Raw genomic sequence first — 24,244 nt, 5'->3', positions numbered from 1 at the left:
GTGCAGCATGGCATTGACCCACGACATTGAATTGAACATCGCCCCCGGCAGCGCGCCTGTCGCCTGTGTGGACATCGGCGGCACCAAGGTGGCAGTCAATATTGCCGATGCTGCCGGAGTGCGGGGCAAGGTTTCTGAGCCCACCGCCAAAGAAGGCAACAACGATGCCTTGGCCCGTCAGATCATCCGCATGGTGGGCGAGAGCTGCGCCTTGGCGGGCGTGGCCGTGGCGGACATTGCTGCAGTGGGGGTGGCCACCTGCGGGCCTTTTGTGATCAACCAGGGCATGGTCGAGTTGGCCGGCCCCAACATCTGTGGCGGCCTGGCTGGCAAGGCGCGCGGTTTGCCCAACGACTGGGTGACCGCCTTGCTCGAAGCCCCCTTGAAAGCCACATTCCCGAACGTGCGGGTAGAGAACGACGGAGTAGGCGCCCTGGAAGCAGAGCGCCGCTGGGGTGCGTTGCAGGGTGTGGCCAATTGCGCTTACGTGACCTGGAGTACTGGTATCGGCATGGGCTTGTGTGTGGACGGCAATATTCTGCGCGGCAAAAACGGTAACGCAGGCCATGCGGGCCACACCTTTGTGAGTTCCAACGACGATGCCTTGTGCGGCTGCGGCAACGTGGGCGATGTGGAAGGGCTGGTCGCCGGCAACGCGATTCCGCGCAGGTTCGGTGCACAGGGCTTTGCAGACGCTGCTACGCTTTTTGTAGCTGCTCGCGCAGGCGATGCGGGCGCTGTGGCCATTGTGGATGATCTTTGCGACCTTATGGGGCGTACCTTGTACAACATGGTGGCCACGCTGGACTTGCAGCGCATCAGTGTGGGCGGCAGTGTGTTCTGGCACAACCGCGATTACCTCTTGCCCAAACTCCAAGCCGCTCTCAAAGGCAAGCTACCGGCCCTGACCGACGGTGTGGAGATCGTGCCCGCCGGCTTGGGTGAGAAGGTCGGCGACTACGCCGCGCTCGCATTGGTGGTGGCCTGAGTCGGTAAATCAAGCCGATAGATCTAAGTCTCCCTAGGGAAACTCCTAGTAGTTCAACGTTAAAAATTAATTAAAAATTAATTAATTCAAGTGAACATGGTGTTCGCTCGAATTCAACGTTGCTTCCGGCCCGTTTTGTTGCACAGCCGGACAGATACACTTTTTTGGAGACAAGATGTTGAAGCTTTCTAAACTCGCCACCGCAGTGGCACTCGTGGTTGCTGGTTCGGCCGCTGTGGCTGGTGAAGTGGAAGTCCTGCACTACTGGACATCCGGCGGCGAAGCCAAGTCCGTGGCTGAACTGAAGAAGATCATGCAAGGCAAGGGCCACACATGGAAAGACTTCGCAGTGGCCGGCGGCGGTGGTGACAACGCTGCTACCGTGCTGAAGAGCCGCGTGGTGAGCGGAAACCCTCCTGCAGCCGCCCAGATCAAAGGCCCTGCCATTCAGGAGTGGGCTTCTGAAGGCGTGTTGGCTAACCTCGACGCTACCGCCAAGGCTGAAAAGTGGGGCGACCTGCTGCCCAAGGTGGTGGCTGACGTCATGAAGTACAAAGGCAACTACGTTGCTGCTCCCGTGAACGTGCACCGCGTGAACTGGATGTGGGCCAACTCCGCTGTCCTGAAGAAGGCCGGCGTGACTGCTACCCCCAAAACATGGGACGAGTTCTTTGCTGCTGCTGAAAAGGTCAAGAAGGCCGGCCTGATCCCCGTGGCACATGGTGGCCAGAACTGGCAAGACTTCACCACCTTTGAGTCTGTGGCTCTGGGAGTGGGCGGCACCAAGTTCTACAACGAAGCTCTGATCAAGCTCGACCAGAAGGCACTGACCAGCGCCACCATGACCAAGGTCCTGGAAACATTCCGCAAGGTCAAGGGTTACACCGACGCAGCCGCCCCCGGCCGTGACTGGAACCTGGCGACCGCCATGGTCATCCAAGAGAAGGCCGCATTCCAGTTCATGGGTGACTGGGCCAAGGGCGAGTTCTCTGCTGCTGGCAAGGTTCCCGGTAAAGACTACGTCTGCGCTGCTGCCCCCGGCACCGGCAATGCGTACACCTTCAACGTGGACTCCTTCGCGATGTTCAAGCTGAAAGACTCTGGCGCCCAAAAGGCCCAGGCTGATCTGGCTGCTTCCATCATGGGCACCGAGTTCCAGGAAGTCTTCAACCTGAACAAGGGTTCCATCCCCGTGCGTTTGAACATGTCCATGGACAAGTTCGACGACTGCGCCAAGACTTCCGCCAAGGACTTCGTGTCTACCGCCAAGTCCGGTGGTCTGGTTCCTTCCGTGGCTCACGGCATGGCCATCAAGCCCGCTGCTGAAGGCGCGATCAAGGACGCCGTGTCCCAGTTCTGGAACGACGACAAGATCTCCGTTGCTGACGGTGTGAAGAACATCGCCAAGGCCGCTGCTACCAAGTAAGCCCTGGCCGGGCGCCTGGCGCCCGTTCTTCCAAGATGGCCCCATCCCTTGACGGGGGTGGGGCCATTCCCCATCACGTGTTCTTCAGGTCAACCTCATGTACTTTTCAGCCCTAGCGCGCACCATGGCCGCTGCATTTGCGCTGTGCGCAAGCGCCGCGTTGCATGCCGGCGAAGTAGAAGTCTTGCACTACTGGACCTCCGGCGGTGAAGCCAAATCGGTTGCAGAACTCAAAGACATGATGGGCAAACGCGGTCACACCTGGAAAGACTTTTCCGTGACCGGTGGTGGTGGCCAGAATGCCATGGCGGTGCTCAAACAGCGTGTGCTCGCGGGCAATGCGCCGGCGGCAGCCAACATCAAAGGGCCAGCCATTCAGGAATGGGCCGAGCTGAACGTGTTGACCAGCCTCGACGCGATGGCGTCGTTCGAAAAGTGGGACGAAGCGCTCCCCAAGGTCGTTGCCGACCAGATGAAATACAAAGGCCGCTATGTGGCCGTCCCGGTGAACGTACACCGGGTGAATTGGTTGTGGGCCAACTCCGCCGTGCTCAAGAAAGCCGGTGTCGCAGCGCTACCCAAGACATATGACGAATTTTTTGCCGCAGCCGACAAGATCAAGGCTGCCGGCTTCATCCCTGTCGCACACGGCGGGCAGGACTGGCAGGACTTCACGGTGTTTGAAAGCGTGGTTCTGGGCGTGGGCGGTACCGCGCTGTACGACAAAGCTTTGGTCAAGCTGGACCGCACTGCGATGACCAGCGACGAGATGAAAAAGGCGCTGGAAATCTTCCGCCGCATCAAGTCTTACACCGATGCCAATTCCAACGGCCGTGACTGGAATGTCACCACCGAGATGGTCATCAACGGCAAAGCCGGCTTCCAGTTCATGGGTGACTGGGCCAAGGGCGAGTTTCTGGCTGCGGGCCAGACACCTGGCAAGGAATTTACCTGCTCCGCAGCACCCGGCACCGCCAACGCCTACACCTTCAACGTGGACTCCTTTGCCATGTTCCAGCTCAAGAGCTGGGAAGCCCAAAAAGCCCAAGGCTACCTGGCCTACCTGCTCATGGGCAAGGAGTTTCAGGAAAAGTTCAATCTGCGCAAGGGCTCCATCCCCGTGCGACTGGGCATGAACATGGACAAGTTTGACGACTGCGCCAAGACCTCCAGCAAAGACTTTGTGGCCACCTCCGCCTCTGGCGCGCTGGTGCCCTCGGTAGCCCACGGCATGGCGCTGTCGTCGTCACAACAAGCGGCCATGCGCGCCGCGGTGAGCGAGTTCTGGAACAACGACAAGCTGAGCGTGAGTGAGGCCGTCGCCAAATTGGTCGCAGTGAGTGCGCCCAAGCAAAAGTAAGACTTATGAAAACCCTTGAAAACATCCTCCCCAAGCTGGTGATTGCCCCGGGCTTTGTGCTCGGCTTCGCCTTCATTTACGGATTCATGATCTGGAACGGCATCCTGTCGGTCACCGGCTCGCGCATGCTGCCCAACTACGAAGAGTTCGTGGGGTTGGAGCAGTACGTGCGCCTGTGGGAGATGGACCGTTGGTACATCGCCCTCAAAAACCTCGGCATCTTCAGCGTGTTGTATGTGGGTGGCTCCATGATCCTGGGCATGGCCTTGGCGATTTTTCTGGACCAGAAAATCCGTGCCGAAGGCGTGCTGCGCACCATTTATCTGTACCCCATGGCCTTGTCGTTCATCGTGACCGGCACTGCCTGGAAATGGATCTTGAACCCCAGCCTGGGTTTGGAGAAGTTGGCGCACGACTTCGGCTGGACCAGCTTCAGCTTCGATTGGCTGGTGCAGTCTGACACCGCCATTTACTGCGTGGTGATTGCCGGCATCTGGCAGTCCGCGGGCTTTGCCATGGCCTTGTCGCTGGCCGGCCTGCGCGGCATTGACGACAGCATCATCAAAGCTGCCCAGATTGATGGCGCATCGCTGCCCCGCATCTACTGGCGCATCATTCTTCCCATCCTGCGCCCCGTGGTGTTCTCCACCGTACTGGTGTTGTCGCACCTGTCTATCAAGAGTTTTGACCTGGTGATGGCGCTCACGTCTGGCGGCCCCGGCTATGCGTCTGACGTACCCGCCACCTTTATGTACGTGATGAGCTTCACCCGCGGCCAGATCGGCCTGGGTGCCGCCAGCGCCACCATGATGCTGATGTTCGTGGCGGCCCTCGTGGTGCCGTATCTGTACAGCGAATTGCGCACCAAACCTCACGACCGTTAATCCACGACCGTACCACCACGATCGCACCCTATGTTGTCTAAAAACCTACCCCGCATCCTGATCTACGGCACGTTGCTGTTGGCCGCCTTCTTTTTCCTGGCGCCGCTGTACGTGATGTTGGCCACCTCGTTCAAAGATGCCGAGCAAATCCGTTCCGGCAACTTGCTGAGCTTGCCCAACTCCCTCAATTTTGAATCTTGGCAACTCGCTTGGTCCAGCGCCTGTACCGGTGTGGACTGCCGCGGCCTGCAGCCTTACTTCATGAACTCCATCATCATGGCGGTACCCGCTGTGCTGATCTCCACCGCCTGGGGCGCCATCAACGGCTACGTGCTAAGCATGTGGAAGTTCAAAGGCAGCGAAGTGCTGTTCGGCTTCATGCTGTTTGGCGTGTTCATGCCCTTCCAGGTGGTGTTGTTGCCCATGAGCCAGGTGTTGGGCTACTTGGGCCTCTCCAGCTCACTCGGTGGCTTGGTGCTGGTGCACTGCATTGCCGGTTTGGCCGGTACCACGCTGTTCTTCCGCAATTACTACACCGCCATCCCCAAAGAGCTGGTGAACGCAGCGCGCATTGACGGTGCCGGTTTCTGGCGCATCTTCTTCCGCATCGTGGTGCCCATGTCCACCCCGATCCTGATGGTGACGCTCATCTGGCAGTTCACCAACATCTGGAACGACTTCCTGTTCGGCGTGGCCTTCAGCGGCGCGGACAGCAAGCCCATCACCGTCGGCCTGAACAACATGGCCAACACCTCCAGCAGTGTCAAAAGCTACAACGTCGACATGGCTGCGGCCGTGATTGCAGGTCTCCCCACCATGTTGGTCTACGTACTGGCAGGTCAATACTTCGTGAAAGGTCTCACCGCTGGCGCGGTGAAAGGATAAAAAATGGCAGCTTCTCTCCAAATCGCAGGCATCCGCAAAGTTTTCGGCAAGGGCGACAAAGCCGTTGAAGTCCTGAAAAAGATCGAAATCGACGTCGCCCCCGGCGAGTTCCTGATTCTGGTCGGCCCCTCCGGCTGCGGCAAGTCCACCTTGCTCAACATCATTGCAGGCCTCGAAGAACCGTCCGAAGGCGAGCTGCGCATTGCCGGCAAAAACGTGGTGGGTGTAGCCCCCGCACAGCGCGACATCGCCATGGTGTTCCAGAGCTACGCGCTTTACCCCACCATGAGCGTGGCTGACAACATCGGCTTCGCCTTGGAAATGCGCAAGGTGCCCGTGGAAGAGCGCAAAAAGCGCATTGCTGAAGTGGCCGCCATGCTGCAAATCGAACACTTGCTGGACCGCCGCCCCGCGCAGTTGTCTGGCGGTCAGCGCCAGCGTGTAGCCATGGGCCGTGCTTTGGCACGTGACCCCCAACTCTTCTTGTTTGATGAGCCGCTCTCCAACCTGGACGCCAAGCTCCGCGTGGAAATGCGCGCTGAAATCAAGCGCCTGCACCAGGTGTCCGGCATCACCAGCGTGTACGTGACACACGACCAGATTGAGGCCATGACGCTGGGCAGCCGCATTGCAGTGATGAAGGACGGCATCCTGCAACAAATCGGTACGCCCGACGACATCTATAACCGCCCGGCTAACACTTATGTGGCGACCTTCATCGGCTCGCCCACCATGAACCTGATCAAAGGTCATGTGGAAGTGCCCGGCGCGCAAGGCCGCTTCACTTTCAACGGCAGCACTCTGGAGCTGGCGACCCCCGCCACTGGTGACGCCACCCTGGGCGTGCGCCCAGAGCACATCGAGCTGATCTCAGGCGATGCTGCTTGGTGTGGCGAAGTGGCGGTGGTGGAACCCACCGGCGCTGACACTTACGTGGTGGTGAAAACCTCGGCGGGCGAAGTGACTGTGCGCACTGCTCCGAGCGCATCCTGGAAAACCGGCGACCAAGTCGGCCTGCGCGTGAACCCTGCGAACACCAACTGGTTCAGCACTGCGACGGGTGTGCGTTTGGACGTGTAAGTCTTCAAGACCTTAACGAAAAAGCCGGGCTGCCCCTGTGGGGCAGTCCGGCTTTTTTGTGACTTTCAACAGGCCGTTAGCGCGCATCAACGTCGCAGCTTAGTAATCAATCTGATCAAGCAGCTAAAGAACACTCTCGCTTCACGCTTCAAGGTACCAAGCAAGGAAGGCAACTACACCTCCCCCAAGAATGAAAAATACCCCATAGGCCCATGTTGAAGCTCCGCTGGCTAACGGATAGCGCATTTCAACGAAGCTACGTAGGCTATCTGGAATTGGCCGACGATGATTTTTTCCAAACATCATTTCATCTTTTTCGACTTGATTCAGTGGTGACTCATGTCGCGAAAGCTGAAACGCATCGAATCCAAGCCAAAACAGAACCCCAGCAATGAGGTACAGAAAAATTGACATGGGTGTATCTGCCTCGGTCAATCAAATTGAATAAGAAAATAAATGGTCGCTTCCGCCGCTTCGCTGACCACCATCACCCCTGCAACGGCAACTGCAACCGAATCGTCAACCCATGCGGCAACGTCGTCTGCGCTGTCGCCGTGCCGTTATGCCGCCGTGCAATTTCCGCCACGATGGACAGTCCAAGGCCACAGCCGCCGGGCAGTTCGCTGGCGCGCCAGAAGCGTTCAAACACGCGCTCCAGCTGCTCGCCAGAGACGCCGGGGCCGGTGTCTTCCACATCCAGCCAGCAGAAGCCATCATGTACCGTGGTGCGCAGCGTGACCACGGCGCCTTTGCCGGCGTAGCGCAGGGCGTTGTCGATGAGGTTGCTCAGCACTTCGCGCAGCAGCAGTTTGTCGGCGGGCACCATGACGCTGTCTTCACCTTCGTAGCCCAAGTCCACGCCAGCCGCCAGGGCGCGGCGAGTCCATTCGCGTGCCACTTCCCGTGCGAGCGACGCGGCGTCCACAGGCACCAGGCTCACCTCCGCCTCCGTGCGGGCCAAAGACAGTAGCTGATGCACCAGGTGGGCACTGCGCTGGGCGCCGGTGTGCACTTTGGTCAGGCGCTGTTGCAAGGCCTCGGGGTCTCTTTCTTGCATGGCCAGCTCGGTCTGGCTGATCAGGCCCGCAAGGGGCGTGCGCAGTTGGTGGGCGGCGTCATTCAAAAAGCGCTTTTCCTGGCTCAGGCTGCGGCGCAGGGTGGTGAGCAGCTGGTTCAGCGTGTTGGCCAGGGAGTGCACCTCCTCCGGCGCTTGCGTCATCTCGATGGGAGAGAGCGACGCCATGTTGCGGTTGGCCAGCTGCGCCTCCAGCCGCTCCAGTGGAGCCAGGCCGCGGCGTATGCCTTCGTACACCAGCACGCTGAGCACGGCGCCCAAGATCAGCAACGGGAAGAGCACGTCACGCACCAGCTCCCGGGCAATGCGTTGCTGTGCTACCAGGCTCTTGGCCACCTGAACCCGCATGCGCTGGTCGGTGAATCCATCGCCAAAACTCAGGTCGATGGAGGCCACGCGCATGGGCCGGCCGTCCATCACCACTTCGTAGAGCACGGGCTCGTTGTCGGCGGAATACAGGTCGGGCGTGCGCCCGGGGATTTTGGTGTTGCCCAGCAAGAAGCTGCCGGGCGGGGAGGACACCATGTAGGCCACGCGGTCGTCGGGGTCTTGTTCGATGATGTCGCGCGCCGCACGCGGAAAGTCCACCAGCAGGCCGGAGCCCATGGGCTTGACCTGCCTTGCCAGCGAGCGCACCGATTGCGTCAGTGATTGGTCAATGGTTTTCTCCGCATAGGCCAGCGCCACGCGGAATGCCAGCACGCCACCCATGAGCCACAACACCAGCTGGGGCAGCAGCAACCAGATCAACAACTGCCGCTTGAGCGAGAAGCGCGCAGGGCGGCTCACGGAGTGTCCGATTCGAGCATGTAGCCCAGGCCGCGCACGTTGCGGATGTTCAAGCCGCTATCGGTGAGCTTGCGGCGCAGGCGGTGCACGTACACCTCCAGCGCGTTGGAGCCGGCGGCGCCGCCCTCCAGCGGAGCGGTTTGCCAGACGGACAACACGTCTTCCCGGCCGACGACCTGACCCATGTTGTTGACCAGCAGCGAGAGCAAAGACCATTCGCGATGGGTGAGCTCCATCGGGTCATCGCCCAGCCAGGCCAGGGGCAGTACCGGGTCCAGACGCAGGTTGCGGCTGTGGGTGCTTTGCACCTCCAGCGAGCCACCGAATGCAGGCAGGCGCGAGCGGCGCAGCATGGCCTGCAGGCGGGCCAGCAGCTCGGCCATGTTGAAGGGTTTGGTGAGGTAGTCGTCGGCGCCCGCGTTGAGGCCTTGTACGCGGTCGTCAACGCCATCACGCGCGGTGAGGATGAGGACCGGAAGCGCGGCAAGGCGCTGGCGTATCCATTGCAGCACGGCAATGCCGTCCACCACCGGCAGGCCCAGGTCGAGCACCACACCGTCAAAACGGGTGGACTCCAGCAGGCCTTGGGCTTGCGCGCCGTCGCTGGCGCTGCTCACGCTGTGGCCGGCGTGTACCAGCTGCGCGCACAGGCCGTCGCGCAGCAATTCATCGTCTTCAACAATCAGTAAATGGGCCATGCTTGGAGCATAACAAGGCAAGCCCCGCCGCTGGCAGCGGAACAACCCTCAGGCAGCGATGGCAGCCGGCAGGCCAGCGGCAATGGCCTCGGCGCGGGCGGTTTGGATGAATTTACCGATCTTTGGGCCGGTGGCTCCCATGGATATTGCGCGAGCAGCTATGGAATCTGTAGCAACTGCCAGCGCCAGGTCCAGTGCCTGCCCCAGCCGCTGGGCTTGGGGGTAGGGCGCATCGTGCAGCCCGAGGCGACCTTGGGCATCGCATTGGCAGGCCAGCAAGGCGGCGCGAAAGCGCTCAGGCTTGCGGATGGCGTCGCAGCGCTCCAGGAGGCGCAGCAGGGCAGCAGCGTTGAGCGAGCCGCTGCGGTGGATGTTGCCGTGCTCGCGGGCGACTACGTCGGCCAGCTCGGCGCAGTCGTTGGGCACGCGCAGCCGCCGGCAAACGCCCTTGAGCAGGCGGGCGCTGCGCTCCTCATGGCCGATGTGGCGGGGCAGCACGTCGGCGGGCGTGGTTCCCTTGCCCAGGTCGTGGCCCAGGCAGGCAAAGCGCACCGCCAGCGGCGCATCCAGCTGGGCGGCGCGGTCCAGCACCAGCATGAAGTGCACGCCCGTGTCCACCTCGGGGTGGTACTCGGGGCTTTGGGGTACGCCCCAGAGCCGGTCCAGCTCAGGCAGCAGGCGCTTCATGGCGCCGCAACTGCGCAGCACCTCAAACATGCGGGAGGGGCGGGCTTCCATCAAGCCTTTGGCGATCTCTTGCCACACGCGCTCAGGCACCAGGTGGTCCACCTCGCCGTCTTCCACCATGGTCTGCATCAGGGCGGTGGTTTCAGGTGCCACGGTGAAATCGGTAAACCGCGCCGCAAACCGGGCCACACGGAGGATGCGCACCGGGTCTTCGCGGAAGGCAGGCGTCACATGGCGCAGTACACGCATCTGCAGGTCTGCCTGGCCACTGAAGGGGTCTATCAGGTTTTTAGTATCAAAAGTGCCATTGGCGCCCGTGTAATCTGCGCGAGCAGCTATGGAATTGATAGTGAGGTCGCGCCGGGCCAGGTCTTCTTCCAAGGTCACATCCGGTGCGGCGTGCACCGCAAAGCCCTTGTAGCCGGGCGCGGTTTTGCGCTCGGTGCGGGCCAGGGCGTATTCCTCTTGAGTGCGGGGGTGCAAAAACACCGGGAAGTCTTTGCCCACGGCGAGGTAGCCCGCATCCAGCATTTGCTGCGGGCTGCTGCCCACGACCACCCAGTCGCGGTCTTTCACCTCCAAGCCCAACAGAGCGTCGCGCACGGCACCGCCCACCAGAAAGGTGCCGGTGGAGTGGGTGTGGGCGGGCGAGCTGGCGTGCATGGAAGGCGCGGGCTGAGGAAGTGGCTCAGCGTTGCAGGCGGTAGGGTTCTTCAAAGTCCAGAAAGTCTTTCTCCGCCAGCGCGCCGGTGATCCAGGCCTGCACGCCTGGCAGTGCCAGCACGCGGGACACATAGGCACCCACAACCGGACTGACCGGCAGGCCATAGGTTTTGAGGCGGGCGCAGACGGGGGGCGAAGTACGCATCTGCCACTGAGAACTGGCCGAACAACATGGGGCCGCCATACTGGGCCAGCAGCTCTTCCCACATGGCGCTCAGGCGGGCCACATCCGCACGCACGGCGGGCTTGTCGCGCCAGATCAGGGCGCCGGTTTCCAGCAGGGTGGCCTCGATGTTCATGGGGCAGTTGCTGCGCAGGCCGGTGAAGCCGGAGTGCATCTCGGCGCACACGCTGCGGGCCCGTGCGCGGGCGGCTTTGTCGGCCGGCCAGAGCTGCAGGTTGGGAAACTCTTCGGCCACGTACTCGGCAATGGCCAAGGTGTCCCAGACCGCGAGGTCGCCATCAACCAGCAAAGGCACCTTGCCGGTGGGGCTGAGTTTGGAGAGCGTGGTTTTGAATTGCGACTGGCTGTCGAAGGAGTCGAAGCGGACCATGACCTCTTCAAAATCGATTCCGGCCTGCTTCAGAAGCACCCAAGGGCGCATGGACCAGGAAGAATAATTTTTGTTACCGATGTAGAGCTTGATCATGCGCAATCCTTGGTCAAAACGTCATGCTAGCACCGCCTGTGGGGACTAGGCGCGCGGCGGGGCCGGTCCTATACTGACTTCAAGGACTCGGACACTGCACTCCAGCAGACACAACGAGAGGGACACAACCATGGCGCACACCACAAGCTCCTGCCGGCCAACCGCATTGGGCCTGATGGCTTTTTGTCTGGGCATGCTGCATGGTGCAGTGGTAGCACAAGCCATCCGCTTTGCGCCTGAAAAAGATTACGCGCCCTTTGTCAGCGCCGGGCCTGCCGGGCAGGTGCAAGGCCTGTCCATCGATGTGTTGGACATCCTCAAGCCCCGTTTGGGGGCCGACGTGCAGATGCTGCCTGCAGACAACCTTGCGAACATCTTGCAGGCGGCGCGCCGTGGCGAGGTAGACCTGATTTCCTCTTTGCGCCCCACCCCGGAGCGGGCCGAGTTTTTGGCCTTCACGGAGCCCTACGTCAAAGTGCCCGCCGTGTTGGTGGTGAGGCAGGGGCCGGTGCCTCCAACCCTGAAAGACTTGGCTGGCCGTTCGGTCGCAGTAGGTAAAGGCTATGCCGTGGAAAGCTTTGTCCGCGCCACATACCCGCAAGTGCGCTGGGTCGCGGTGCCCGATGATGTCGCCGCATTGCAAGGCCTGATGCGTGGTGATGTGGACGGCGTGGTGGCGGATGTGGCCAGCGTGAGCGATGCCACCCGTCACAGCGGCATACGCGGCGTGCAGGTAGTGGAGTCGCTCCCCTTTGAGTACGAGCTGAGCTTTGCCTATCGCAAAGAGTTGACAGGGCTGGGCGATGCCTTGAATGCAGGCCTCAAGGACATCACGCCTGCCACCCGGCAGGCGCTGTTGCGCCGCTGGATAGACACCGAGACATTGACCTATGAAGACCCGCGGCTGACCTGGGTGCGCAAACTGGCCATGGTGCTGTCGTTGCTGGCATTGGTCATGGTGGGGGTATGGCGATTGCGGGCCAAACGCCCTTCTGACAGGGGTGCGGATGGTCTTTGAAGTCCAGCAAACCGGTGCCATGCGGCCCCGCGCGCGCAGCGGGCGGTGGATGCTGCTTTGGGCAGGCGTCTGCGCAGCAATGGGGCTCTTGTCGCTCATGGTGTCCGACGCGCGGCCGGGGCAGGTCATCATCTGGATGGCCAACCCGGTAGGGGCAGTGGCTCTGCTGCGCCTGCAGCGTTCGCAGTGGCCTGCCATGTTGGCTGCTTTGTTTGTGGCCGTGTGGGTGACCCACATGGCGTATGCCTGGGGGGCAGGACCAGAGTTTCAAGCGTGGATCAGCCCCACGACGATGGCATGGCGTGCCGTCTTGGACGTGCCGGTGCACTTGTTGGAGATGATGCTGTCTGCTGTCATGTTGGACCGCATCCGGGCATTGGAGCACGCCGGAGATCGGGCGGCAGTGCAAGGCGTGGTGTTGCTGCGTGCGGCCTTGCTGCCTGCAGCCGTCCTCGCGCCTCTGGGGGGATTGGCCTGGATAGGTGTGGCGGGTGGAGATTGGCATGTGATGGCGCTGAACTGGTTCGTCGGCCACACCATAGGCACCGTTGCAGCCCTGCCCCTTGCACTGTCGGTGGCAACCAAACGGCCCCGCGTGGCGCTAGAGCAGGTCACCGAGCCCATGGCCATGGCCATGTTGTTCGGCAGTGTGGCTGTCACGCTGTGGGCAGGTACGAGCCTGCCCAAGCCCTTTGTGATCATGGTGGCCCCAGTGGTGTGGATGGCCATGCGTTCGACCCTGGTAGCCACCTTCACCGCCAACTTGCTGGTCGCCGCCAGCATGGCTGCACTGATCCGTTATGGCGTGCTGCTGCCCCCGCCAACCTCCAGTTGGTGGGGCGATGCCTTGTTCTATTTGTCGGTATTGGCCACGCTCTTGCCGGGCTTGTTTCTGGCGGTGATGTCTGAAGGGCAGCGCCAGGCTTTGCGGGTACTGGCCGACAGTGAGGCGCGGGCCCGGGACCTTTACTTTCAGACTCCGGCCATGCTGCATTCGATTGATGCGCAAGGACGCATCGTGCAGGTCAGCAAGTTGTGGCTGGACACGCTGGGTTATGCCGAGGCAGATGTGTTGGGACGGCATGTGGCCGACTTTATGGATCCGGCCTCCGCGCTCAAAGCACGCGAGGTGGTGATCCCCGCCGCCGCGCGCGATGGCCGTTGCGACAACATCGAGTACCAGCTGTGTCGCCGCGATGGCACGCTGTGCGATGTGATCCTGTCTGCCATCTGGGAATACGACGAAGCGCACCAACCTGTGCGCAGCCTTGCGGTCTTGCAGGACGTGACGGAGAAAAAGCGGCTCGAAGCCCGCAGCCACTTTGCCGAGCATGACGCCCTGACGGGCCTACCCAACCGGGTGCTCTTGCAAGACCGGCTCAAGATGCTGTGCGCGCACTACGGCCGGCACAAAGGGGTCTTTGCCATCGGGTTTCTGGATCTGGACCACTTCAAAGAGGTCAACGACAACCACGGCCACGACGCAGGCGACCTGCTATTGAAGGAAGTGGCCCGCAGGCTGCTGGGTTCTTTGCGCGCGGCTGATACGGTGTGCCGCTTGGGCGGCGACGAGTTTGTCATGATTTTCAGCGCAGTGGAAGGCCGGACGGAACTCCAGGCGCTGGCTGCCAAACTGATGGCCGCCATTGCCGCGCCTTGTATCTTGGGCGAGGGGCCTGACGCACCGGTGGTGCAGGTTTCAGGCAGCCTGGGTATGGCGCTTTTTCCTGAGCATGGCTCAGAGCCCCAGCTGCTACTTACGCATGCGGACCAAGCCATGTATGCCGCCAAGCGCAGCGGACGTAACCGCTGCGAGTTTTACCGTGGCACGGCCTGAGAGGCCGGAGCTTCTCTCGGGGTATTAAGGCAAGTCGAGCCCTGCCTCCGGGCTGGTGGCATCTCGCGGCCCCACGTTGCCCAGTCTGGCTTTCAGGGACTGGGGTTGGCCCGTGATGAGCGCCGCGTACAACGTGGTGTTGGCCAGCACTTTTTTGACGTAGTCCCGGGTCTCTGAGAAAGGCACGTTCTCGGCCCAGATGGCAGCTTCCAGCACAGGGCTGCCCGTCTGACCGCGCCAGATGCGGGGGCGGCCGGGGCCCGCGTTATAGGCTGCTGCTGCCATGGGCATGGAGCCGTTAAAGCTGTCGAGCACCAGCTTCAAATACCCGGTGCCGATAGCAATATTGGTGTCCCGGTCGGTAATCTGGTGACTCTGGAAGTCGCTGAGCCCGATTTTTTTGGCGGTCCACTTGGCAGTCGCGGGCATGACTTGCATCAGACCCGCAGCGCCCACGCCGGATTTGGCATCGGTGATGAAGCGGCTCTCCTGCCGGATCAGACCGTACACATAGGCCGGATCGAGGCCGATAGTCTGGGTGCGCGCCAGCACCGCGTTCTTGTGCGGCATGGGGTAGCGTTGGTCGATATCGACCATGCCTTTGGTGCGTTCGCTGGTGTTGATGCAGCGGTCCCACACTTCGGCCTTGCAGGCCAGGTCGGCCGCGGCCAGGAGCGCGCGATCGTCCAATCCGCCACGGTTGTGCAGGTTGGTGCTGTAGTTCCATTCGCGCACGCCGTCGCTGCGCAGGCCGATAGCGATGGCATGGAGTGCACGGGCCAGGCCGGGGTTCTTTTTGGCCTGATCTTTTTCCTCCAGCGTCAAAGGTGCGGGTTTGGCCGGCACCACAATCTTTTGCCCCAGTTCCTCCAGGGCCAGCATTTCATAAAAGCCCTTGGTGCCTGCGATGGATTCGAGCAGCGTCTGGCTCTCCATCTTGGCGGTTTCGACGTTGTTGCGTTGAGCCAGCGCGCGGGCGCGCCAATAGACCCAGGTCGAGTCGTTGCGCAAGGAATCCGGCATGGCGGCAATCGCATCCGCCACTTGGCTCCAGCGACCGGCCCGGAGCGCGGCGCGTGCAGCCCAGACCAAATGGTCTTCGTGCATTTGCGCAAATTGGCCTTTGGCAAAGGTGGCCGGTGCCTCGTCCGAGAGCTTTTGCGCCAAGCGCTTGCCGATGACACCCCAGACCCAGCTGCGTTCTTCCTGGTTGAGCTGGGCTTTCCAGCGCAGTTTGTCGATCTCAACAGCTGCACTGTCCGGGTCTATATAGGCCAGCCGGATCAGGGCGAGCGATACAAATTCGCGCGTCTGTGGACGCAGCGCGGTGACTTTGTCGTTCAGGTACTTGGCCGGTGTGCTGTAAATGGTGTTGACGGTTTTGACGTAGTCGCTGTCCAGTGCCGCAACGGCTTGTGTGGCCACACGCAAGCGGTCGTTTTCCATGCCCAACCGTGCCCGGACCCATGCGCTGTGCGCGCTGAGCTTTTTGTCTTTGACCAGTTGGGCAGCCAGACCGCCGCACGCGTCGTCGGCTTCTTTCTGTCCCCACCAAACAGGTTCCAAGGCACCGGCTACATCGGCATTGCGGGTGCTGTAGTCTGCCCACAGCGCATAGCAACGCACGGATTTGTCGTCGTTCATGCGGTAGAGCGGGTACTCGCGCCCGAATGTGTCCCAGTCGCGGTTGCGGCCGAGTTGAAGCAGCCACTCTGCGCGCAGGCGGTCTTCCTGGTAAGTGCCGTTGTAGCGATTCAGATAGTCTTGAATTTCGGACTTGCTGGCCTCGTCAAGTCGGGCAGAGAGTTCCCAATACGCGGCCCATGGTTCCAGGATGTAGCCCTTCATCGAGGGCAAGGCAGCGCTCAGGCGTTTGCGGTCCCGGTTTTTGTAGGCTTGGGCCAGGTCCAGAATGGTCTCATCGAGACGGGTGATATCGCGCCCTTGCGCGTATGCTGAAGTGAAAGTGGGGTACATCAGGGCGCCGCACAGGGCCAGTGATGTCAGAATGGCTGAAAACTGCATGTGGGGATTATGGACAACTCGGACGACAGCAAAGCTGCACAAAAGAAAGCCCTTCGCAAGGCCCTGTTGGATCAACGTCTGGCGATGCCGGATCGACTACAGCGTGCCGATCTTTTACAACGCGTGATGCGTATCTGGCTGGTAGGCCGGCCGGATGCGGTTATCGGTGCCTATTGGCCGATCAAGGGCGAGTTTGATCCTTTGCCCGCCTTGCACCGCTGGAAAGAAGACGGTGAGCTGATCGATCAGCCGCAGCCGCGCCGCATCGGCTTGCCGGTAGTGAACCGTGCCCACAAAACCATGACCTTCCATGCCTGGTATCCCGGTTGCCCGATGGAAGAGGATGCCTACGGCATTCCCAAGCCCAAAGACACCGAGCTGATCGTGCCAACCCTGCTGTTTGTGCCCTGCGTGGGCTATGGTCCCGGCGGGTACCGCTTGGGCTATGGCGGCGGTTTTTATGACTGCATGCTGGCCAGCTTGAGCCCGAAACCCTTTACGGTAGGTTTGGGCTTTGGCACCGGGTTTGTGGATGATTTTGAGCCGGAAGCCCACGATATGCCGCTGGATGCCATCCTCAACGACCACGGAGTGGTTTGGCCGGTGTAAAGGTGTCCCCACGCTCCACCGCTGTGCGGGTCGCTGCCCCCCGAGGCGGCTAAACCGGCGTGGGGCGGCCCGGCACCGATTTTTTCCTGGCCTTGGCCGATGTAGGTTTCCGGGCTGCGAGCGCCGCTTGCCAGGCGAGCTGTGCCCAATCCCGCATCAAGGCCGGTGACTCCATGGCGTCGGCCGGGGCGCTGTAGTAATTCATGCCACGTGGCTCGCCTTTGGCGGTGTAGATGAAGCGTTTGCAGCCCTCCGCTTCATAGATGGCACGGTTGTCGGCACTGGCTTTGAGCCACAACGTGTTGCCATCGCCCAGATCCGCGATCACGGCCACCGTCAAGCCATCGCAGCTTATGCCCCAACCACCAAACATGCGTTTGGCGTGGCAGGGTCCCAGGCTGGCCAATAGTTCGCAGCAATAGTCGGCAAATCCGGAGTCGGTGGTGCTCATGGTGATTCAGCGTTGCATCAGAGCGCGAACATCGTTTTCGTAGCCCTGCAAGGTTTGCTGCAGCTTGGTGCGCTGGGCCAGGCTGGTGGCATTGTGAAGCTCTGCGGCAGATTCACAGAAATGGCTGCGAACCCGCTCGGTGTATTGCACAAACGTAGTGTCAGGCGACTGCAGGCTGCGCACCAACAGAGCCCGCATTTCGGCCTGCACTTGAATCTCACTGGGCGCTCCAGCTTTGAGCGCGCGCAGGGTTTGGAGTGCGTCTTTCTGCCGCCGCAACACCTCTTTATATTGGATGGCCGCATCGAAAGGCGAGCTTTCCAGTTGGCTGCGGATCAGCGCTTTCTGGATGTCGGTGAGCCGGCCGTAAAAGCCCTCGGCGCGTTCGATGGTGGTTTTCAGGCGCCGGCTCAGTCGTTCCTGCGGGGACCCGTCCAGCCATTCCTCCCGCCATTCCGCATTGCGCTTGTCCCATGAGCGGGCCAAATGGTCTAACTGGGCATTGCTCAATGTCGGGCCGAGTGCAATTGCGGTCGGCGTGGCGCGGTCGAGCACGGCCTGGAACCGGCCTTCAAGGTAGCGCGATAGCTGGCATACCTGATCGGCAGCCACGGGCTGGGGAGACGCGGCTTGTAGGTTCTTGAGCATTTCGGCAACTGCGGGCAACTCTTCTTTGCGGTGCCAGGTCTGCAGGGCATTCAAGTCATTGCGCAGGCGCACGCTTTGCGGGCTGTCGAGGTCCAGAAAGCCATCCAGCCACCAGTAGGTGAGGTCGGGGGCGTTGTTGTAGGCTAGTCGCACCGCGCCGCAACCTGTCAGGATCAGACCCGCCGCCAGCAGGCAGATAATGGCGCACCAGCGCCGGGCTACACCCCCCGCGCAAACTAACGTTCCAGAATTCAACAAAGGCATGGCATTGACTTCCAATCCCCATCTTTCAAGTGGCGCACCGGCACACGCTCCGGTGGACGTGGTCATTATGGCGGCGGGCAAAGGCACCCGCATGCGCAGCAAAATCCCGAAAGTCCTGCAGCGCTTGGCCGGGCGCCCCTTGTTGCAGCATGTGGTGGAAACCGCCGCGGACCTTCAGGCCCGTCATGTGGTGGTGATCACCGGCCACAGTGCTATGGAAGTGGAAGCAGCCTGCGCTGATTTCACGGGTGCTAGCGCCGGATTTTCCTTTAATTTTGTGCGCCAGGAGCCGCAGCTCGGCACCGGCCATGCCGTGCAGCAAGCCGCGCCAGTGCTGCCGGACGATGGCGTGGTGGTGGTGCTCTCAGGCGACGTGCCCTTGACGCAATCCGATACCTTGTTCCACCTCATTCAGGCCTGTGGCGGCAACAAACTCGCGCTGCTCACACTGGAACAAAGTAACCCGGCTGGCTACGGGCGCATCGTGCGCGATGCGGGTGGCGCGGTGCAAGCCATTGTGGAGCACAAAGATGCTTCAGAGGCACAACGTGCAATCACAGAGATTTACAGCGGCATCATGGCTGTGCCTGCGGCGCAGCTCAAAACCTGGTTGGCACGCCTGGACAACAAAAACGCCCAGGGCGAGTACTACCTCACCGACGTGGTGAAGTTTGCTGTGTCCGATGGCGTGGCGGTGGTGGGGCACAAGATTTCGGATCCCGTGCAAGTGGCCGGGGTGAATAGTCCGGTGCAGCTGGCTGAACTGGAGCGTGCCTATCAATCGCAGCAAGCCCACCGTTTGATGGACGAAGGCGTGCGGCTGGCCGACCCTGCGCGCATCGATGTGCGTGGCGACCTGTTGTGCGCTCATGACGTCAGCATCGATGTGAATTGTGTTTTTTCGGGTCAGGTGAGTCTGGGCGAGGGAGTGTCGATCGGCGCGAACTGTGTGATCGCCAACTGTGTGATCGAGGCGGGCGCAGTGATTCACCCCTTCACTCACATTGATGGCGAGAAGTTGGGCGTGACAGTGGGTGCAGGCGCGTTGATTGGCCCCTTCGCCCGCTTGCGCCCTGGCGCCAAGTTGGGCGCGGAGGTGCATATCGGCAATTTTGTGGAGGTGAAGAATTCCACCCTAGCCGCCGGCGCCAAAGCCAACCACTTGGCTTATTTGGGCGATGCCACAGTCGGTGAGCGGGTGAACTATGGCGCAGGCAGCATTACCGCTAACTACGACGGCGCCAACAAACACCGCACTGTCATTGAGGCGGATGTGCATGTGGGCAGCAATTGCGTGTTGGTCGCGCCCGTCACCATTGGTGCAGGCGGCACCATCGGTGGCGGCTCCACCATTACCAAGAGCACCGAAGCCGGTGCCCTGAGTGTGGCGCGCGGTAAACAGGTGAGCATTGCCAACTGGAGCCGTCCGGCAAAGAAACCCAAAGCCTGAGAGGTGAACATGCACAGCAGCGAGCACCAGTTGCAACAACGTATTCAAGAGTTGGAGGTAGAACTTGCCGCCAGCCGCGCTGAGCTGCAGGAGTTCACCTACACCGTGTCTCACGACCTGCGGGCGCCGCTACGCCATCTGGTGTCGTTTGCGCGTTTGCTGGAGGAGGAAGCCGGTGCCCAGCTCACTGGCGAAAGTGCTGACTTTCTGCGCACCATCACGGCCTCCGCCGATCACATGGGCGTGTTGCTGGACGCTTTAACGGCCCTGTCCCGCCTTGGGGCTGTACAGGCACTGCCGGGTGCTGTTGAACTGGCTCCCGTGGTGGAGTCTTGCGTGCGGGAGGTGCAGGCAGGCTTTGTTGATCGAGTTGTCGCTGTGACTGTGGATGTGCCCGCCCCGCTCGAGGTGCTGGCTGATGAGGCCATAGTTCGGCAAGCGCTGTCACAGGTTCTGGCCAATGCCTTCAAATTTACAGCCAAGGTGGCGGAGCCTGTGATTTCCGTGTCGGTCCATCAAGCTCCGGAGGGAAAGGTGCAGCTTCGGGTGGAAGACAACGGTGCCGGTTTCAACCCGGCGATGCAAGACAAGTTGTTTAAGGTGTTTGGCCGATTGCATTCCGCCAAGCAGTTTCCCGGTTTGGGTGTGGGCCTGCTGACGGCGCAACGCCTGCTGGCCAAAGTAGGCGCGACCATCAGCCTTGTGCCCAGAGAGCAGGGCGGCACGCTGGCATGTCTGTTATTCCCACAGGCAAAAAAATAGCCCGGCGGTGCCGGGCTGGTGCGGGTTGCGCTTACGGCCTGTGGGCCGTAGTGCGGATTACCACTTCTTGATTTTGTCCAGGTCAGCGTAAGCGTCAGTGGACTTGCTGTCAGCTGCCTTGGCGGCAACGGCTTGCTTGTCGGCAGCCTTGGCATCGGTAGCAGCGTCAGCAGCGAAAGCTTGACCGGCCAACAAAGAGCCGAGAACCAAGGTGATAGCAGCAAAAGTAGTCTTGTTCATGATGAAGTTCCTTTCAAAGTTGAAGATTCCGCTCCGGCGGGTTTCAGTCCGTCTGAACAGCATCGATGGGGCGGTTATTTCGTTTGCGTCTCGTCGATGGGATGAACTGTAAAATTTCTCAAAACAAAGATAAACTATCCAAATAGAACTTCAGCGTTGCTGATTTGGAAACAATCGAGTTCTTGTTGAAAAAAGGAAAGTGCGATGGACCGGTTGCAATCCATGCGGGTGTTTCAGCGAGTCATTGACGAAGGCGGTTTTGCAGCTGCAGCACGTGCCTTGGACATGTCGCCGGCCGTTGTGACGCGGCTGGTGGCCGATCTGGAAGAACACTTGGGGACCCGTTTGCTCCACCGCTCGACGCGGAAGGTTTCTTTGAGTGAAGCCGGTGAGGCCTATCTGGCCCGGGTACGCGCCATTCTTCAGGACATTGACGAGGCTGATGCCTTAGCCAACTTGCATACCCAGGAGCTTGCCGGGGAGCTGCATGTGCTGGCCACGCCGGTGCTGGCCACCTACTTGTTGGCTCCCTTGCTGGCTGGGTTCCGTGCCAAGTATCCCAAGATCACGCTGCACATCCGGGTGGAATCGTTTGAAGAGCCCTCGGTCGAGGAGCACGACGTGACACTTTTTGCGGCAGATGAGGCATACGACGGCACCATCGTGGCCCGGAAAATTGCGACGACGCACGGCATTCTGGTGGCGGCGCCTTCGTATTTGCAGCGCAAAGGCATACCTCAAACTCCCGATGAGCTGGTTGCACACGATTGTTTGGAGCTTTCGGGCAGCATTGCCCGCCACAAGCGTTGGCACTTGCGCAATGAAACGAATCCGCAAGAAACGGTGGACTTGAATCTCACACCGGTGATCAGCTCGAACCACATTGAAACCCTGATTGCCGCCACGCTGGACGGTGTGGGCATCACCCCTTGCACCGTGGAGTTGGTGGGGCCATTGCTGGCCACAGGTGAGTTGGTGCGCGTGCTCGCGCCTTGGGTGGCGGGGCAGGTGCACTTGTATGCAGCATTGCCCAGCCGCCAGTATTTGCCGCGTCGCACCCGCGTGTTCCTGGATTACCTCACAGAGCAAACCGCCCTGATGCTGGCCGATGCCCAAGCGGTATGCGGCGGCATGAGCGGCTTGCGTTAGCGCAGTGGCAGTTCTGCGCCGAATTTGCTGCGTTTGACGCTGAAAAACGCTTTCACGTTGCGCACATTGGCATCGCTGGTGAAAAGACGTTGCGTGATCGCCTGATAGTCCGGCATGTCTTTGGCGTGCACTACCAGACAAAAGTCAGGACCGGGTGATACGCGATAGCACTGCTGCACGCTGAAGTCGTCCGCCACCCGGGCTTCAAACATCTCCAGCGCGCCGGTGTCCTGCCGGTCCAGCGTGATTTCCACAATGGCGGTCAGACCATGGCCTATGACCTCTGCCATGCGCTGCGGGTTCAGGATGGCGACTTGCCGCTCAATCAACCCGGCGTCATGCAAGCGCTTGACCCGGCGCAAGCAGGTAGGGGGCGAGGTATGCACCCGCTCTGCCAAGGCCTGATTGCTCAAGCTGGCATCCACTTGCAATTGCGCCAGCAGTTGAAGGTCGGTAAGGTCTAGCTCCATAAATTCAAATTGAGATAAAAATTGAAATTAAATTTCATATTCAGCATTGTGTGAAATTTTCATTCAATTTAAATGGAAAAACAAGCATTAATTTCTTCGAAAAGTTCTACCATCCACACCATTGTTTGAATTGGAGACTGTCTATGTGTGGCATCGTCGGCGCGGTTTCGACCCGCAACATCATTCCCGTATTGGTTCAAGGCCTGGAGCGGCTGGAGTACCGGGGGTATGACTCCTGTGGCGTGGCGGTGTATGCGCAAGACGAAGCTAGTAACGGTGGCGCTCCGTTCAATGGCTTGCGACGTGCCCGCAGTACGTCTCGCGTGGCCGAGCTGGTTGAGCAAGTGGCGGCTGGTGCCGTACAAGGGCACCTGGGCATTGCTCACACACGGTGGGCCACGCACGGAGCTCCGGTGGTGCATAACGCGCATCCCCATTTCAGCCACGGCCCCGGTGCGGATGCAGAGAGCAAACCCGGCCGGATTGCACTGGTCCACAACGGAATCATCGAAAACCACGATGACCTGCGATTGGCTCTGAAAGCCAAGGGCTATGTCTTTCACAGCCAAACCGATACGGAAGTTATTGCCCACCTGATCGACAGTATTTACGACGGCGACTTGTTCGAGGCAGTCAAAGCCGCCGTCTTGCAGTTGCACGGCGCCTATGCGATTGCCGTGTTTTGCAAAGACGAGCCGCACAGGCTGGTCGGTGCGCGGGCTGGCTCGCCGCTGATACTGGGTGTCGGCAAAGACGGGCAAGAACATTTTTTGGCCAGCGATGCGATGGCGCTCGCAGGTGTGACGGACCAGATCGTCTACCTCGAAGAAGGCGATGTGGTGGACTTGCAGCTGGGCAAGTACTGGCTGGTGGACAGGGCATACAAAGCGGTTGCACCTGCGCAGCGCCCGGTCAAAACCGTGGTCGCCCACAGCGGTGCCGCAGAGCTGGGGCCCTACCGCCACTACATGCAGAAGGAAATCTTCGAGCAACCCCGCGCGATTGCCGACACGCTCGAAGGCGTGGAAGGCATAGTCCCCGAGTTGTTTGACCAGCAAGCGAACCACGCACCCGGCGCTAACGCTGCGCGGGTGTTCAAGCAGATTGACAGCGTTTTGATTCTGGCCTGCGGCACCAGTTATTACAGCGGATGCGCGGCCAAGTACTGGATCGAGAGCATTGCCAAGATCCCGTGCAATGTAGAAGTGGCCAGCGAGTACCGCTATCGCGACTCCGTGCCGAACCCGAACACCTTGGTCGTCACCATCACGCAGAGTGGAGAGACAGCCGACACCTTGGCAGCATTGCGTCACGCCCAGTCTTTAGGTATGCAGAACACGCTCACCATTTGTAACGTGGCGACCAGTGCCATGGTGCGCGAATGCAGCTTGGCGTATGTGACCCGGGCAGGTGTGGAAATCGGGGTCGCGTCTACCAAGGCCTTCACCACCCAGCTGGCCGGTCTGTTCCTGTTGACTTTGTGCCTGGCGCAAGCCAAGGGTCGCTTGAGCGATGCGGAAGAGGCTCGCCACCTCAAAGCCATGCGCCACCTGCCGGCCGCGCTGCAAGCAGTGCTGGCCCTGGAGCCTCAGGTGATGGCATGGGCGGAAGACTTTGCCAAGAAAGAAAATGCCTTGTTCTTGGGCCGTGGCTTGCACTACCCCATTGCCATGGAAGGCGCGCTCAAGCTCAAGGAGATCACCTACATCCACGCCGAAGCCTATGCCGCCGGTGAACTCAAGCATGGCCCCTTGGCTTTGGTAACCAGCGAGATGCCGGTGGTCACGGTGGCACCTAACGACGCACTGTTGGAAAAACTCAAGAGCAATATGCACGAGGTGCGCGCTCGTGGCGGCGTGCTGTATGTCTTGGCCGATGCGGATACCAAGATCGAGAGTGGCGAAGGCTTGCATGTGATCCGCATGCCGGAGCACTATGGTGAGCTCTCTCCTTTGCTCCACGTAGTGCCCTTGCAGCTGCTTTCTTATCACACCGCCTGCGCGCGAGGGACCGATGTCGACAAGCCGCGCAATCTGGCCAAAAGCGTGACCGTCGAGTAAATCTGTACATGCGCTT

At 60.7% G+C, this 24,244-nt stretch carries 22 protein-coding genes and 1 pseudogene; 13 read left to right on the top strand and 10 right to left on the bottom strand.

Going from position 1 to position 24,244, the window contains the following annotated elements; genetic code table 11:
- Window positions 1–7: 7 nt before the first annotated feature.
- From ACOAP0_RS05990 to ACOAP0_RS05965, 6 genes are all read left to right on the top strand, one after another.
- Complete coding sequence (locus tag ACOAP0_RS05990; RefSeq protein WP_498375177.1) at window positions 8–988, top strand: ROK family protein; 981 nt, start codon at window positions 8–10, stop codon at window positions 986–988.
- Window positions 989–1,163: 175 nt separating this feature from the next.
- Complete coding sequence (locus ACOAP0_RS05985; protein WP_498375178.1) at window positions 1,164–2,414, top strand: ABC transporter substrate-binding protein; 1,251 nt, start codon at window positions 1,164–1,166, stop codon at window positions 2,412–2,414.
- A 97-nt stretch (window positions 2,415–2,511) separates the two neighbouring features.
- Complete coding sequence (locus ACOAP0_RS05980; RefSeq protein WP_498375179.1) at window positions 2,512–3,774, top strand: ABC transporter substrate-binding protein; 1,263 nt, start codon at window positions 2,512–2,514, stop codon at window positions 3,772–3,774.
- A gap of 5 nt (window positions 3,775–3,779) precedes the next feature.
- Window positions 3,780–4,658, top strand: coding sequence for a carbohydrate ABC transporter permease (locus ACOAP0_RS05975; protein WP_087495083.1), 879 nt, complete (start codon window positions 3,780–3,782; stop codon window positions 4,656–4,658).
- A 30-nt stretch (window positions 4,659–4,688) separates the two neighbouring features.
- Complete coding sequence (locus ACOAP0_RS05970; RefSeq protein WP_313867596.1) at window positions 4,689–5,543, top strand: carbohydrate ABC transporter permease; 855 nt, start codon at window positions 4,689–4,691, stop codon at window positions 5,541–5,543.
- Window positions 5,544–5,546: 3 nt separating this feature from the next.
- Entirely contained in the window at window positions 5,547–6,623 is a 1,077-nt protein-coding gene (locus tag ACOAP0_RS05965) for an ABC transporter ATP-binding protein (protein ID WP_498391342.1), read from the top strand.
- A gap of 141 nt (window positions 6,624–6,764) precedes the next feature.
- Here the strand turns inward: ACOAP0_RS05965 and ACOAP0_RS05960 are convergent, their stop codons facing one another.
- From ACOAP0_RS05960 to ACOAP0_RS05940, 5 genes and pseudogenes are all read right to left on the bottom strand, one after another.
- Window positions 6,765–7,037: a hypothetical protein gene (locus tag ACOAP0_RS05960; protein ID WP_498375181.1), complete on the bottom strand. Its 273-nt coding sequence runs from the start codon at window positions 7,035–7,037 to the stop codon at window positions 6,765–6,767.
- Window positions 7,038–7,110: 73 nt separating this feature from the next.
- Window positions 7,111–8,487, bottom strand: a complete 1,377-nt coding sequence (locus tag ACOAP0_RS05955) for a sensor histidine kinase (RefSeq protein ID WP_498375182.1) — start codon at window positions 8,485–8,487, stop codon at window positions 7,111–7,113.
- Window positions 8,484–9,185 (bottom strand): response regulator transcription factor, encoded by a 702-nt coding sequence (locus ACOAP0_RS05950; protein WP_087495080.1) that lies wholly within the window; start codon window positions 9,183–9,185, stop codon window positions 8,484–8,486. Before ACOAP0_RS05950 ends, ACOAP0_RS05955 begins: the two co-directional genes overlap by 4 nt.
- Window positions 9,186–9,233: 48 nt before the next feature.
- The gene (locus ACOAP0_RS05945; RefSeq protein WP_498375184.1) at window positions 9,234–10,535 is read right to left on the bottom strand and encodes a multifunctional CCA addition/repair protein; all 1,302 of its coding nucleotides are present in this window, start codon (window positions 10,533–10,535) and stop codon (window positions 9,234–9,236) included.
- 25 nt (window positions 10,536–10,560) lie between these two features.
- Window positions 10,561–11,245: pseudogene (locus ACOAP0_RS05940) on the bottom strand (glutathione S-transferase family protein).
- A gap of 130 nt (window positions 11,246–11,375) precedes the next feature.
- Between ACOAP0_RS05940 and ACOAP0_RS05935 the strand changes: the two are divergent.
- Window positions 11,376–12,263, top strand: a complete 888-nt coding sequence (locus ACOAP0_RS05935; protein WP_498375185.1) for a transporter substrate-binding domain-containing protein — start codon at window positions 11,376–11,378, stop codon at window positions 12,261–12,263.
- Entirely contained in the window at window positions 12,253–14,100 is a 1,848-nt protein-coding gene (locus ACOAP0_RS05930; protein ID WP_498391341.1) for a diguanylate cyclase domain-containing protein, read from the top strand. Before ACOAP0_RS05935 ends, ACOAP0_RS05930 begins: the two co-directional genes overlap by 11 nt.
- Window positions 14,101–14,124: 24 nt before the next feature.
- On the opposite strand, the gene ACOAP0_RS05925 is transcribed toward ACOAP0_RS05930, so the two are convergent.
- Entirely contained in the window at window positions 14,125–16,125 is a 2,001-nt protein-coding gene (locus ACOAP0_RS05925; RefSeq protein WP_498375187.1) for a lytic transglycosylase domain-containing protein, read from the bottom strand.
- Between the two features lie 9 nt (window positions 16,126–16,134).
- On the opposite strand from ACOAP0_RS05925, the gene ACOAP0_RS05920 reads away from it, so the two are divergent.
- Window positions 16,135–16,734, top strand: a complete 600-nt coding sequence (locus ACOAP0_RS05920) for a 5-formyltetrahydrofolate cyclo-ligase (protein WP_498375189.1) — start codon at window positions 16,135–16,137, stop codon at window positions 16,732–16,734.
- Window positions 16,735–16,783: 49 nt separating this feature from the next.
- Here ACOAP0_RS05920 and ACOAP0_RS05915 read toward each other — a convergent pair whose 3' ends face one another.
- Window positions 16,784–17,185, bottom strand: a complete 402-nt coding sequence (locus tag ACOAP0_RS05915) for a TfoX/Sxy family protein (RefSeq protein ID WP_498375190.1) — start codon at window positions 17,183–17,185, stop codon at window positions 16,784–16,786.
- Window positions 17,186–17,191: 6 nt separating this feature from the next.
- Window positions 17,192–18,097 carry a DUF6279 family lipoprotein gene (locus tag ACOAP0_RS05910; RefSeq protein ID WP_498375193.1) on the bottom strand — a complete coding sequence of 302 codons (906 nt, stop codon included), beginning with the start codon at window positions 18,095–18,097 and terminating at the stop codon, window positions 17,192–17,194.
- Here ACOAP0_RS05910 and glmU point away from each other — a divergent pair.
- On the top strand, window positions 18,096–19,547 hold the full coding sequence (gene glmU / locus ACOAP0_RS05905) for a bifunctional UDP-N-acetylglucosamine diphosphorylase/glucosamine-1-phosphate N-acetyltransferase GlmU (RefSeq protein ID WP_498375194.1): 1,452 nt from the start codon (window positions 18,096–18,098) through the stop codon (window positions 19,545–19,547). The genes ACOAP0_RS05910 and glmU overlap by 2 nt on opposite strands.
- A 9-nt stretch (window positions 19,548–19,556) precedes the next feature.
- Window positions 19,557–20,309, top strand: coding sequence for a sensor histidine kinase (locus tag ACOAP0_RS05900; protein WP_498375195.1), 753 nt, complete (start codon window positions 19,557–19,559; stop codon window positions 20,307–20,309).
- Between the two features lie 57 nt (window positions 20,310–20,366).
- Here ACOAP0_RS05900 and ACOAP0_RS05895 read toward each other — a convergent pair whose 3' ends face one another.
- Window positions 20,367–20,549 carry a hypothetical protein gene (locus tag ACOAP0_RS05895; protein WP_313867582.1) on the bottom strand — a complete coding sequence of 61 codons (183 nt, stop codon included), beginning with the start codon at window positions 20,547–20,549 and terminating at the stop codon, window positions 20,367–20,369.
- Window positions 20,550–20,753: 204 nt separating this feature from the next.
- Here ACOAP0_RS05895 and ACOAP0_RS05890 point away from each other — a divergent pair, with 204 nt between their 5' ends.
- Entirely contained in the window at window positions 20,754–21,698 is a 945-nt protein-coding gene (locus ACOAP0_RS05890) for a LysR family transcriptional regulator (protein ID WP_498375196.1), read from the top strand.
- On the opposite strand, the gene ACOAP0_RS05885 is transcribed toward ACOAP0_RS05890, so the two are convergent.
- The gene (locus ACOAP0_RS05885) at window positions 21,695–22,168 is read right to left on the bottom strand and encodes an Lrp/AsnC family transcriptional regulator (protein ID WP_498375197.1); all 474 of its coding nucleotides are present in this window, start codon (window positions 22,166–22,168) and stop codon (window positions 21,695–21,697) included. The genes ACOAP0_RS05890 and ACOAP0_RS05885 overlap by 4 nt on opposite strands.
- Before the next feature lie 143 nt (window positions 22,169–22,311).
- Between ACOAP0_RS05885 and glmS the strand changes: the two genes are divergently transcribed.
- A complete protein-coding gene (gene glmS, locus ACOAP0_RS05880; protein WP_498375198.1) occupies window positions 22,312–24,228 on the top strand; it encodes a glutamine--fructose-6-phosphate transaminase (isomerizing) in 1,917 nt (638 codons plus the stop codon).
- The last annotated feature ends 16 nt before the right edge of the window (window positions 24,229–24,244 follow it).

It is taken from the genome of Curvibacter sp. Hmag1.1, assembly GCF_059769165.1.
This window is presented reverse-complemented; position numbering and strand designations above follow the sequence as displayed.